We start from the raw sequence: 12,426 nt of genomic DNA, 5'->3' as shown, positions 1-12,426 counted from the left end.
AAACAGGGCGGGGTAGCTCAGTTGGTTAGAGCACAGGATTCATAACCCTGAGGTCACGAGTTCAACTCTCGTCCCCGCTACATAAAGGCCTTCCTCTTGCAGGGAGGCCTTTTCTTTTTTAGGCCCACGGCCTGCTACTGCACCCGCCGGAACTCCACCACCCAGACCCACTCATTCCGGACCCAGACCAAGGGGTAAATTGACGTGATAAGCGCGCAAAACGCTTGCCTGGCCGATTCTCCCCTTTCCGCAATAACTCCCTCCGCCTGGGCGCCGGCTTCGGTAATCTGCTGCACCTGCTCGGCCCGCACGCTCAGCACTTCCAGCATAATTTCGGGGTCTTCCAGTACCTGCAGCCGGGTGCCGGGGTGGCCAAAGGGACAAACCACCGGCTCTACGGCCCGGGGGTGAGTACCGGGGCTAGTAGGCTCAAACAGAGCCCGGTCGTGGTGCAGGCCCAGAAACCGGAAGTGCTCGGGATGCTCGTTTAGGTCCGAAAAAGCCACAATGCGCCGCCGCGTAACGGTTTTGCGGGTGGCACGAACTGCCGCCAGCATTGCGGCATTAAAGGAGATTGGGCGAATGGCAGAACTATTAGCGGGCATACTCTGAGAAAAGCGAAGCTAGTAGCTTATAACCAATGCAGACCTAATAGGCCTAGCTGTCAACCGCAAAGTATCGGCTATAAGAAAGGACCGTAGCGCTTGCCACAGGCCTTCCTTGTCAATTGGTGCCGGCTTAGCTGAATAAAGCCAGGATGCCCCGGTTGGGGTTACCCGGACCCTTGTAGCGCTTGTAGTTGGGCCGGTGAATGTAGCGGCCCGAACGGGTCTTGTCCTTGGGTGCCCGCTTAAAAAGCGGCTGTACCCAGGAGCGGTCCGCCGGAGTTGCCGAAGTCAGGACGGCCGCTGAAGCCCATGGAAGAGTGCCGAGTATCAGCCAAAAAACGAGAAGTAGAGTTTTGTACATAATAAGTTTGTTTACTGATTAGATCATATACAAAATTAGGCTTCAATCAGCAAATATTCAAGCATTTACGGAATATAATAGCATTATTTAAAGTTTGAATGATTTAAGTGCAATTGGCGAATATATAATTATCCCAAGCACAAACTAAATCAATCTTTTCTAACTCAAGAAGCGCTTTTTCTGGACGGGCACTTAGTTACTTTTGCCCTGAAACCCTGTATTTCTTCCCCCATGCTCAGTTCATACCCTCTGGCAGCTCCTATTCCCGTATTATCTACCTCACGCTTAGTACTGCGCGAACACCGCTTTACGGATCTGCCAGCGTTTACCTCTATATTCCAGAAGCCTGAGTTTTACGCCTTTCTCGGCGGGCAGCCCCAGCCAGAAGAAGATGTCTGGATCAAGATACTGCGCTACAACGGGCACTGGTCCTTGCTTGGATTTGGTTACTGGGCCGTAGAGGAAACCGCCACCGCTCGCTATATCGGGGCGGTGGGCTTCGGCGACTGGCACCGGGCTCTGGAGCCTTCTTTGAAGGGAGAACCCGAAATCGGCTGGGTGCTGGATCCGGCCGTTCACGGGCGCGGCTATGCTACCGAAGCCGTTGCGGCCGCGCTGGCCTGGGGTGAGGAGCATTTCACCTGCTCCCGTACCGTGTGCATTATCGACCCGGACAACGCGCCTTCCCTGCGGGTGGCGGCCAAGCACGGCTACCAGCCCATTGCTGAAACCACTTACAAAGGCAAGCCCATCATCGTACTGTCCCGCCCGCAGTAGTCAGCCTTCAAACCTCGCGCTGGGCCAATAAAAAGCCCTCAACCATTGCTAGTTGAGGGCTTTTTTAGTGAATAACCATTCTGGCGAACCAGGCGGGGTTATTTACTTGATCTTGTCCACAATGCCTTTGAAAGCAGCGGGGTGGTTGAGGGCGAGGTCGGCCAGAACCTTGCGGTTCAGCTCGATGCCAGCCTTCTTCAGGCCGCCCATCAACTGCGAATACGACAGACCATGCTCGCGGGCGCCAGCGTTGATACGCTGAATCCAGAGGGCGCGGAACTCGCGCTTCTTGGTTTTCCGGTCGCGGTAGGCGTAGAGAAGACCTTTCTCAACGGCGTTCTTGGCTACGGTCCATACGTTCTTGCGACGGCCGAAATAGCCTTTCGCCAGACGCATTACTTTCTTACGGCGGTGGCGCGAGGCCACGTGGTTTACACTTCTTGGCATAACCTACTTTGTTTTTGGCGGCCGGTGACTATACAAGTGAAGTCTTCGAGACCGGACGCCGGGTTTGAAAATTGGGTGATTGTTGTTGGTTAATTGTTGATTGTTAATGGATAAGCCACTGACAATCAACAATCAGCTTTCAACAAATCAGATAACCAGCATGTCCTTCACGCGGTTCATGTCCGCGGAGCTAACCAGCGTTACGTGCGTCAGATTACGCTTCTGCTTGGTCGACTTCTTGGTCAGGATGTGGCTTTTGAAGGCGTGCTTCCGCTTCACCTTGCCCGAGCCGGTGAGCGTAAAACGCTTCTTAGCACCGGATTTCGTCTTTACTTTCGGCATTGTGGTATGAATTGAGAAAAAAGAAAATGCGGATTGAGGCCAGAGCTTACTCCTGTTCCTTGGGCTGCGCTTCTTTGGGAGCCGGAGCTCCTTCTTTCGCGGCTGGAGCCGCGGGCTTGGCCTTGGCGGGCGTCGGCGCTACTTTGGGAGCCAGGTACAGGAACATGCGCTTGCCTTCGAGCTTGGGCAGCTGCTCGACCTTGGCCAGGTCTTCCAGAGCCTGGGCAAATTTGAGCAGCAGGATTTCGCCCCGCTCCTTGAAGACGATAGAACGACCCACGAAGTGAACGTACGCCTTAATTTTGGCGCCTTCCTTGAGGAATTCCTGGGCGTGCTTGAGCTTGAAAGCAAAGTCGTGGTCGTCGGTGTTGGGTCCGAAACGAATTTCCTTCAGGACTACTTTCGTAGCCTTGGCCTTCATTTCGCGGGTGCGCTTCTTCTGCTCGTACTTAAATTTCGAGTAGTCGATAACGCGGCACACCGGGGGCACGGCCGTGGGCGAAATCTCGACCAGGTCGAGGTTCTGCTCCTGGGCCATGCGACGGGCCTGCTCAATAGAATAAATGCCTTGCTCGACGTTTTCGCCGACCAGGCGTACTTCCCGAGCCGTAATCTTCTGGTTGATTTTGAACGGCTCCTCGACCTGAGCGCGGGGAATGTAGCGGCGGTTTGGGGTTGCTATGGGTTGGTCCTCCTTCTGAAAGGTGAGCTAATTAACTTTTAGACTGGTTGAACTCAACCATTGCCGGAGCATTGTGGGTTCAATCAGCGGGCGAATATCCGCCTTTTTTTCCAAACGCTCAATATTTTAATGTGCTAATGTGTGGTTAATGTGCTTATGTGCTAAGGTGGAAAATGTAAAAAACAGAGCAAAGAAGACCGTAACAGCAACATCCAAGAAGACTTCATTGCTTTGACAACCAACTATATAATTTACCTTATAGCTAAAAAAAAGCCCTGCCGCCAATAGGTAGCAGGGCTTTTCTTAAATCTATTAGCCAACTGGTGTGCTACTATTCGAATGGGTGATTTCTCCCATTCAGCCGCATTAGCACATTAAACAGCCGTCATTTCGGCAACCTGCTCCTGGAAGCTGCGGATGAAGGAGTCGAGGGGCACGCTGCCGATGTCGCCTTCGCCGTGCTTGCGCACCGAAACAATACCATTTTCCTGCTCCTTCTCCCCTACAATCAGCATGTAGGGAACCTTGGAAATTTCCGCATCCCGGATTTTGCGGCCGATTTTCTCGTCGCGGTTGTCCAGGGAGCCGCGCAATTCGGCCTGCACCAGCTTGTCGTACACCTGTTGGGCGTAGTCCTGGTACTTTTCCGAAATGGGCAGCACGGCAAACTGCTCGGGCGAGAGCCAGAGCGGGAAGTTGCCGGCACAGTGCTCGATGAGCACGGCCACGAAACGCTCCAGCGAGCCGAACGGGGCGCGGTGCAGCATCACGGGGCGCTGGCGGGAGTTATCGGGGGCCACGTACTCCAGTTCGAACCGCTCGGGCAGGTTGTAGTCGACCTGAATGGTGCCGAGCTGCCACTTACGGCCCAGCGCGTCGCGCACCATAAAGTCGAGCTTCGGGCCATAGAACGCGGCTTCGCCGTACTCCGTTACCGTGGGCAGGCCTTTCTCGGCGGCGGCTTCCTGAATGGCGGTTTCGGCCAAGTGCCAGTTTTCATCGGAGCCGATATACTTAGCCTTATTTTCCGGGTCGCGCAGGGAAATCTGAGCCGTATAATCTTCGAAGCCCAACGAACGGAAAACATAGAGTACCAAGTCAATAACCTTGATAAACTCTTCCTTTACTTGATCCGGGCGGCAGAAGATGTGGGCGTCGTCCTGGGTGAAGCCGCGCACCCGCGTCAGGCCGTGCAGCTCGCCGCTTTGCTCGTAGCGGTACACCGTGCCGAACTCGGCGAGGCGAATCGGCAGGTCGCGGTATGAGCGGGGCTTGGTCTTGTAGATTTCGCAGTGGTGGGGGCAGTTCATCGGCTTGAGGAAGAACTCCTCCCCCGGGTTCGGGGTCTTGATGGGCTGGAACGAGTCGGCGCCGTACTTCTCATAGTGGCCCGAGGTTACGTACAGCTCCTTGGAGCCGATGTGGGGCGTTACCACGGGCAGGTAGCCCGACTTGATCTGGGCCTTGCGCATAAACTGCTCGAGCCGCTCGCGCAGGGCAGTGCCTTTGGGCAGCCACAGCGGCAGACCGGCACCAACTTTTTCGGAGAAGGCAAACAGCTCCAGCTCCTTGCCCAACTTGCGGTGGTCCCGGCGCTTGGCTTCCTCCAGCTTCTCAAGGTACTCGGTGAGCTCCTTGGCCTTCGGGAAAGTGATGCCGTAGATGCGGGTGAGCTGCTTGTTCTTCTCGTCGCCGCGCCAGTAGGCTCCGGCCACGTTGAGCAGCTTCACGGCCTTGATGGGCGAAGTATCGGGAATGTGCGGGCCGCGGCAGAGGTCGGTGAAGTCGCCCTGCTGGTAGAAGGTGATGCTGCCGTCGTCGAGGCGCTCCAGCAAGTCGAGCTTGTAGGGGTCGGCCTTTTCGGTGAAGTAGGCAATGGCGTCCGCCTTGCTCACTTCGCGGCGCTCGTAGCGGCTCTTGTTTTTGGCCAGCTCCAGCATCTTCTTCTCGATTTCGGGGAAGTTGTCCGTCGAAATCGTGCGGCCTTCGCCCAGGTCGATGTCGTAGTAGAAGCCGTTTTCGATGCTGGGCCCGATGCCAAGCTTAACGCCGGGGTACAGGGCCTCGAGGGCTTCGGCCAGCAAGTGAGCCGAGGAATGCCAGAACGTGGACTTGCCGTCGGTGTCGTTCCAGGTCAGGATTTCGAGCTTGGCACTGTGGTCGATGGGGCGGTTCAGGTCGCGAACCTCCCCGTTTACGCGGACGGCCAAGGCGTTGCGGGCCAGACCTTCGCTGATGCTGGCGGCCACGTCGTAGCCAGTTGCGCCGGCCTCAAACTGGCGGACCGAGCCGTCGGGAAGCGTGATGTCAATCATGAGTGGGAAATAAAGTAGCTATACAAACAGCGTTAGCCCGCAAGTTAGCAGCTTAAGGCGGTTTTCAGCGGACAAGGATAGAATTGGCCCGATTCGGACCAGCAAGGTTGATGGCTATTCGTCCCAACAATAAGGAGTTCCCGGAACGCTAAGATCTGTGACACCGAGCTTTGCGCCCACCCGCACTTGGTTGACGCCAGCGGCCGGTTTCCCTAGCCTGAGCGCCGCCAAGCGCAGGACAGTGGGTGCTAAATCCAGGTAGGCCAGGCCTTCACCCTAGACTAAGTCCGCAAGATTCGGGTTGAAATGGGCTGGGTTACGGCAGAAGTTTGTGACCGCAAAGTCCCTTTTCAATTCTCACAAGCCTTCTTTTACCCATGCACCAGCGCTGTGAACCCGCTATTCTGTATTTCGGCACGCCCGTCGTGCTTATCAGCACCACCAACGAAGACGGCACCGTTAACCTAGCTCCGATGTCCTCCATATTCTGGCTGGGGTGGCGGGCCGTAATCGGCCTGTCGGCCACTTCCCAAACTACCCAGAATCTGCTCCGCATGGGCCAGTGCGTGCTCAATTTACCCTCGGTAGACTTGGTCGGAGCCGTCAACCGCCTGGCCCTTACCACGGGCTCGGACCCGGTGCCGGTGGGCAAGCAGCAGAAAGGCTACCGCACCGAGCGCGAGAAGTTCGAGCTGGCCGGTCTGACGCCGATGGCCTCCGAAACCGTGGCGCCACCGCGGGTGCTGGAATGCCCGGTGCAGTTGGAAGCCGTAGTGGCAGCCACGCACGGCATCGGAGAAGAAGACCCAACCGTTCGGGGTCGGCTCCTGAGTCTCGAGCTGCGCATTCAGCGGGTTCACGTGGAGGAGTCTATCCTACTAGTGGGCCACTCCAACCGGGTAGACCCGGACAAGTGGCGGCCTTTGCTGATGAGCTTTCAGCACTTTTATGGCTTGGGGCCGCGGGTCCACGAGTCGACGCTGGCGCAAATTCCGGAGGCCCTTTACCGCAGCCCCGACGTGGACCGGGCCCGGCAGTCCACCGACCCTCAAAAGCCGGGGCTGTGGCAGCAAGCCGGAGCCCGGTAATGCGGGCCGTACTAGCAACTGGGCTACTGCTGACAGGAAGCATTATTTTGCTAACTGGCTGCCGCCCCGCCGAAAAGGCGACCGGGGCGCTAAAGCAACCGGACCCGGCTACGCAAATCGACAGCCTACCCGCTTCTCATGCCGTAGTAGACCACTGCCCAATTCCGCTGGAGCACTAAAAAAGCCCGGCGTTGGCTGCTGACGGGCTTGGCCGGCCGCAAAGGTTTAAAGCAAGAGCCGCCTCGGTTAGTTGGCGCCGCTGATAGTCAGCCCCTGCGCCTAATTGGTCAGGGAAGGCGTGAAGCGCTGGGGCATGGGCGCAATGGGCTCCACGGCCCGGCGGCGGTAAAAGGTATCGGCGCGCAGCTGCCGGGCTTTTTCGCCGGCTTTCCACACTTTAAAAGTCCAGTGGCGGTTACCGGGATTTTCTACCACGAGCTGCCGGTACTGAGCCAGGGCATCGGCGTTGCGGCCCAGGCTTTCGAAGCTCTCAGCCAGCATCTGGCGGGCATCCGGCAGGCGCGGGGCCCGGCGCACGGCCCGCTGCAGGTGCGGAATGGCCGTGGCGTACTGCCGTTGCTTAAAGGCCGCCAGGGCCAGACGGTAGTCGGCGCGGTAGAGAGTAGTGTCGAGCTGAATAGCCCGCGCGTAACAGCGTAGGGCGCTATCGGGCTGACTTTGCAGTTCAAACTGCCGGCCGTGGTCGTACCAGAGCAAGCCGTAGGCGGGTGCCAGCTTCAGGCCCCTCCGGGTATAGACCACGGCCTCGGCCGGCAGGCGGTAGGCATTCGACAGAAACGCCAGCTGGTGCAGGGTTTCGGGCTGACGCGGGTCGCGGGCAATGCTGGCGCGCAGAAATTGCAGGGCCTGCACGGTATCGGCGAGAGCCAGATAAGCCACGCCCTTGTAGAACAGGGCCCCGGCGTGGTCGGGCTCCTGCTGCAGGGTACGGTCGAGCTGGTCGATGGCGTCCTGGTAGTGGCGGGAGGCCAGCTGGGTTTCGCCCACGAGCAGGTTGAGCTCGGGCGAGGAAAAGCCGCGGCGGGAAGCTTCCTGGGCCGCGGCCAACGTGGCGGTCAGCCGGTTTTGGGCCCGCAGGCCCCGGGCTTTGGTAAAGTAGAATTCGCCGGGCGCGTCGTCGAGGTCAATGGCCTGGTCGATATCCTGCAGGGCGGCGTCTACCTGGCCCGCGTCGAGGCGGAAGGCCGCGCGGCGGGCGTAGAGAGAGGCATTGCGGGGCTGGCGGGCAATGGCCCCCTCGAGCTCCTGGGCCTGAATCTGGGGGCCGCTCTGCACCGTAGCCAGGTTGACCATGGTTTCGGAACGGCTGGCCGGGGCACTCTCGCAGGCGCCCAACAGCACCGCGCTGGCAGCTACACCCAGAAAGAGACGAAGAACACGCACGGCGGGGACAAAGAAATTCGGCACTGGGGCAAAGATACGCGGTGACGGCTAGTGGCCGGCGCCTAGAGCGTCTTTTTGACCTTTTGGTGGAGCTGCTTAAGCATTTTCTTGTTGAGCTGAATCAGCATCACCCGGCAACGGCGGCTCATTTCGAGCTCCTCACTGGTGATGGGCGTAAGCTGGGCCGCCTCCTGCAGCACGTTGCTGGCCCGGGTGCGCTGGCCCTGGTTGATGTGCACGCGGGCTAAGTCGTAGCAGAACTGAATCTTCTTGGGCTCCAGCTCGTGGGCTTTGCCCAGGGCCTCAATGGCCTTGGGCGTGCTGGCGCTGCCGGGCATACCGCCCAGGAAAAACTGGCTGTAGAACTTTTCCAGCGGGTTGTAATGGTCGACGCGGTAGTGCCAACGGCCCAGCAGCTGCCAGGCATCGGCCCAGTTGGGCGCCTTTTCCACGGCTTTGAATACGTAGGGCTTCATTTCCTTGTACGCCACCAGTCGCCCCCGGGCGTTGAGCAGGGTAGCCTGGTTGACTAGGGCCAGGGCTTCGGCGTAGTTCGACTCCGCGCCCTCCGGCTTGACTACCAACGAGCGGGTGGAATACAGGCGGGCGGCGGCAAAGTAGGCAGCCTTCCGGGTTTCGTCGGTGTAGCGGGTCCCGATGTGCACGCTCAGTACGGCGGCCTGCCAAAGGGCCTCGTAGTTGCCGGGCGCCTGCTTGAGCACCTGCTCGTACTTGGCCAGGGCTTCCGACTCCTTATACTGCTTCTGCAGCTCCCGGGCCTCCGCCAGCAGGCGGCTGAGGGTGGCCGCGCTGGGCTGGGCCACGGCCCGGCGGCCCGGCAGCAGCACGCCGGCCGTCAGGAGCAGCAAAAGCAGCAGCCACTTGGGAACGTAACAAACCGGGTGCGCGGGCATTGCAAAAAGGGGAAACGAACAACGGCAGCCCGGGCTTGGGCTGCCGAATTTGGGTTGATTTGACCAGAACACAAAAAAGTGCCCCGACTTCGCAACCGGGGCACTTTTGCTTTAGAACAAGCCCAGCTGGGCTTTGGGCCGCCGCAGAATGGCCTGGGCCCGCTCCACGTCTTCACTGGTCACGTCCACCGGCCCCGACATTTCGGGCAGCGGACCACTCTCCTCCCCGCTTCCGCCGGAAGCCGGGCGCGGAATCGTGGCCGGGCCCTTCTTCTTGGCTACCTGCCGACGCTCGGGCTCGGGGCCTTCGTCGGTGACGAGCGTCACGGCGTGAATCTTGAAGTAGTTGAGCTTGTTGCCCATAGCTTTCCAGCCTTTCACGTCGATAAACTCGTGCAGGTGCAGCTTTTCGGTTTCCTTGTCGGCTTTTTTGTCGCGCTGCAGCTTGATTTCCACCTGGGGCTCGCCGAAGCAGGTGGCGCAGAGCAGCTTGGAGCCTTTGGTTTCGGAAATAAAGGTAAAGCGCTTCTCCAGGGTGCTGGTTTCAATCTTGAAGCGCTTGATATAGTGCGTCTTGGTTTCGCCTTCGGCGTACACGGCGCTGAGCACGGTGTTGGGCTCGAGCTTGCGCAGCAGCACGATGTTGGGTACATCGAAGTGGTAGGCCGGGTCGGGCGACTTGAGCTCGTACGTTCCGTCCTTGTAGACCACCAGCACCGTGTTATCGGTGTCGAAGGTGCCCAGGTAGCGGCCGTGGCCGGCGGTGTTGAGGCGGCCCACCACCGAATCGAAGAAGACCTCCCGGCCACCCAGCGTGGAGTCGCCGAGGCTTTTCTGCGTGATTTTCTTGATGGGCTGCTTGGTCACGATGTTGCCCATGGAGCCCTTGCCCTTGATGGCCAGCTCGGCAAAGTCGAAGTCGAACTGCTTGACCCGGGCCGGGGCTTTATCGGAGAGCTGAATGCTCACGATTTCCGACTCCGAGTTGGGGTTGGCCGTCAGGTACAGCGTCTTGGAGCCTTTCGTGGCTTTGGTCAGGTCGTAGGTTTTGTCGCGGGTGATGCCCGTAACCAGGAAGCGCTTAGCGAAGCTGATGCCCGAGGCGCCGTCCAGGTAAATCATGTTGTAGACCAGCCGGTCGTCGTTCTTGTTGTAGACGCCCACGTGCAGAATGTCCTTGCCCACGAAGGTCTTCTCGGCAATCTTGACGACCATGAACGTGCCGTCGCGCTTGATGGCAATGATGTCGTCCAAGTCGGAGCAGTCGCACACGAATTCGTCCTTCTTGAGGCCGTAGCCCACGAAACCATCCTGGCGGTTGACGTAGAGCTTCTGGTTGGCCACGGCTACTTTCTGGGCCGTTACCACGTCGAAGGTGCGCAGCTGGGTTTTCCGCTCCCGGCCCGCGCCGTACTTCTTGAGCAGGCCCTCGAAGTAGGCAATGGCGTAGCGGGTAAGGTGGGCCAGGTTGTCGGCCACCTCGGCCAGCTCGGTTTCCAGCTTCTGAATGTACTCGTCGGCCTTGAAGCCGTCGAACTTGGAAATGCGCTTGATGCGGATTTCGGTCAGGCGGGTCAGGTCGTCCTCGGTGATGGGGCGGCGCAGCACGATGCGCTGGTCGTCGGCCTTGGCCTTGGAGCCTTCCACGCGTACAAACTTGCTCAGGCCCTTCTCAATCGTGTCGAGAATGTCCTGCCAGGTTTCGCACTCCTCGATTTTGCGATAGATGCGGTTTTCGATGAAAATCTTCTCCAGCGACGCCGAATGCCACTTTTCCTGGAGCTCATCCTGGCGAATTTCCAGCTCCCGCTCCAGCAGGCGCACCGTTTTACCAGTGCTCAGGCGCAGCATATCTTCCACGCCCACAAACCGCGGCTTATCCTCGATAATCACGCAGGTGTTGGGCGAGATGGAGATTTCGCAGTCGGTAAAGGCGTACAGGGCGTCCATCGTGAGGTCGGGACTCACGCCGGTGGGCAGGTGGACCTGGATTTCCACCTCGGCGGCCGTGTTGTCGACCACCTTCTTGATCTTGATTTTGTTGGCTTCCGAGGCCTTCACGATGCTTTCCATCAGCGCCGTGGTGGTGGTGCCGTAGGGAATGTCGCGGATGACGAGCATGGTCTTGTCGACCTTCTCGATGGTGGCGCGCAAGCGGATTTTGGCCCCGCGCAAGCCCCCGTTGTAGTTGGTTACGTCGCAGAGGCCGCCGGTCGGGAAGTCGGGGAACAGCTGAATGTCCCGGCCCCGGAGCACGTCGATAGAGGCCTTGCACAACTCGCGGAAGTTGTGGGGCATAATCTTGGTGCTCAAGCCCACGGCAATGCCTTCCACGCCCTGGGCCAGCAGCAGCGGAAACTTCACGGGCAGTGTAGTCGGCTCGCGCTTGCGGCCGTCGTAGCTCATCTGCCACTCGGTGATGTCGGGGTTGAAGACGACGTCGAGGGCAAACTTGCTCAGGCGGGCTTCGATGTAACGCGGGGCCGCTGCGCCGTCGCCGGTGCGGATGTCGCCCCAGTTGCCCTGGGTTTCAATCAGCAGATCCTTCTGACCCAGGTTCACCATGGCATCCCCAATGCTGGCGTCACCGTGGGGGTGGTACTGCATGGTCTGGCCGATGACGTTGGCCACTTTGTTGAAGCGGCCGTCGTCCATTTCCTTCATGGCGTGCAGAATGCGGCGCTGCACGGGCTTGAGGCCGTCCTCAATGGCGGGCACGGCCCGCTCCAGAATCACGTAGGAGGCATAGTCCAGAAACCAGTTCTGGTACATGCCGGCCACGGTGGCCACGTCGTGAATGGTTTCGCCGGGGGCAAACTTGGGCTCCTCCTCGGTTTCCTCGGTCACGGGCGTGGGCTCGATTATGGCCTGCACGTCGTCGGAAGACTCGGCCAGCAGCAGCTCGCCGGTTTCACTGACGACGAATTCGGGCGCCTCGGGCTCGGCGGCGTCCCCGGGCTGGCCCGGGGCGGACCCAAACTCAAAGGAGTCGCCGGCGCCAAACAGGTTGGGCTGCTCTTCGGAATTGGGGTCTTGGGGGTTCTTCTCTTCTGACACGGTGGGGTGTGGCGCTTGCCACGGTTAATGTTCTTGTACCTCTCTTCCGGCCGCAAAACCGGAAGGCTTTTCGCTTAACAAACCCGGCCTCCGAAAAGGTGCGGGCAACACTGGGAAGGGCCCCCGCGGGCCGGCAGGAGAAACGCTACGAAGAAAAGCAGCAGCGCCCCGAGCGGCCCCGGCGGAAACCCGGAATATCAAAAGTACCGTTAGCTGCGCAGAACGCAATATTTCTAATGCCGAGCAGCGCCATAAAGTTCCTAATTATATTAGCCAAGCGCAAGTCTGGCAGCAACTTTTTACTGGTCAAGAGCAAAGCTATTCGGGCGCCTACGCTGAAGAAAGGCTAGTTTCCGCGCCAATCATTTTAGCATCAACAAAAACCTATTTTCCTAACCCGGCACCTTTTCCTGGTCGGGTCAGGACTGCTA

9 protein-coding genes, 1 tRNA gene and 1 pseudogene are annotated in these 12,426 nt (G+C 59.0%); 3 read left to right on the top strand and 8 right to left on the bottom strand.

Features of this window, described 5'->3' with window-relative positions; translation table 11 throughout:
* The first annotated feature begins 6 nt into the window (after nucleotides 1-6).
* A tRNA-Met gene (locus CLV45_RS08945) sits at nucleotides 7-80 on the top strand.
* Between the two features lie 54 nt (nucleotides 81-134).
* Here the strand turns inward: CLV45_RS08945 and CLV45_RS08940 are convergent.
* Entirely contained in the window at nucleotides 135-557 is a 423-nt protein-coding gene (locus CLV45_RS08940) for an ASCH domain-containing protein (protein ID WP_100336014.1), read from the bottom strand.
* 643 nt (nucleotides 558-1,200) lie between these two features.
* Between CLV45_RS08940 and CLV45_RS08930 the strand changes: the two genes are divergently transcribed.
* Entirely contained in the window at nucleotides 1,201-1,746 is a 546-nt protein-coding gene (locus CLV45_RS08930; protein ID WP_100336012.1) for a GNAT family N-acetyltransferase, read from the top strand.
* A gap of 102 nt (nucleotides 1,747-1,848) precedes the next feature.
* Here CLV45_RS08930 and rplT read toward each other — a convergent pair whose 3' ends face one another.
* From rplT to thrS, 4 genes and pseudogenes are all read right to left on the bottom strand, one after another.
* A complete protein-coding gene (gene rplT, locus CLV45_RS08925; protein ID WP_100336011.1) occupies nucleotides 1,849-2,193 on the bottom strand; it encodes a 50S ribosomal protein L20 in 345 nt (114 codons plus the stop codon).
* A gap of 147 nt (nucleotides 2,194-2,340) precedes the next feature.
* The gene (gene rpmI, locus CLV45_RS08920) at nucleotides 2,341-2,535 is read right to left on the bottom strand and encodes a 50S ribosomal protein L35 (protein WP_100336010.1); all 195 of its coding nucleotides are present in this window, start codon (nucleotides 2,533-2,535) and stop codon (nucleotides 2,341-2,343) included.
* A 124-nt stretch (nucleotides 2,536-2,659) separates the two neighbouring features.
* Nucleotides 2,660-3,217, bottom strand: a pseudogene (gene infC / locus CLV45_RS08915) (translation initiation factor IF-3); the annotation flags it as partial.
* A gap of 374 nt (nucleotides 3,218-3,591) precedes the next feature.
* The gene (gene thrS / locus CLV45_RS08910) at nucleotides 3,592-5,532 is read right to left on the bottom strand and encodes a threonine--tRNA ligase (RefSeq protein ID WP_100336008.1); all 1,941 of its coding nucleotides are present in this window, start codon (nucleotides 5,530-5,532) and stop codon (nucleotides 3,592-3,594) included.
* 377 nt (nucleotides 5,533-5,909) lie between these two features.
* On the opposite strand from thrS, the gene CLV45_RS08905 reads away from it, so the two are divergent.
* Nucleotides 5,910-6,620: a flavin reductase family protein gene (locus CLV45_RS08905; protein WP_100336007.1), complete on the top strand. Its 711-nt coding sequence runs from the start codon at nucleotides 5,910-5,912 to the stop codon at nucleotides 6,618-6,620.
* A gap of 279 nt (nucleotides 6,621-6,899) precedes the next feature.
* Here the strand turns inward: CLV45_RS08905 and CLV45_RS08900 are convergent, their stop codons facing one another.
* The 3 genes from CLV45_RS08900 to CLV45_RS08890 form a co-directional block, all read right to left on the bottom strand.
* A complete protein-coding gene (locus tag CLV45_RS08900) occupies nucleotides 6,900-8,024 on the bottom strand; it encodes a tetratricopeptide repeat protein (RefSeq protein WP_157807383.1) in 1,125 nt (374 codons plus the stop codon).
* Nucleotides 8,025-8,086: 62 nt separating this feature from the next.
* Nucleotides 8,087-8,938, bottom strand: a complete 852-nt coding sequence (locus CLV45_RS08895) for a tetratricopeptide repeat protein (protein WP_100336005.1) — start codon at nucleotides 8,936-8,938, stop codon at nucleotides 8,087-8,089.
* Nucleotides 8,939-9,049: 111 nt separating this feature from the next.
* Nucleotides 9,050-11,785, bottom strand: coding sequence for a DNA gyrase/topoisomerase IV subunit A (locus tag CLV45_RS08890; RefSeq protein WP_262496877.1), 2,736 nt, complete (start codon nucleotides 11,783-11,785; stop codon nucleotides 9,050-9,052).
* Between the last annotated feature and the right edge of the window lie 641 nt (nucleotides 11,786-12,426).

This window comes from Hymenobacter chitinivorans DSM 11115, from assembly GCF_002797555.1.
In the GTDB taxonomy this organism is placed as follows: Bacteria; Bacteroidota; Bacteroidia; order Cytophagales; family Hymenobacteraceae; genus Hymenobacter; species Hymenobacter chitinivorans.
The sequence above is the reverse complement of the archived record's forward strand: the minus strand, read 5'-3'. Positions and strand labels throughout refer to the sequence as shown.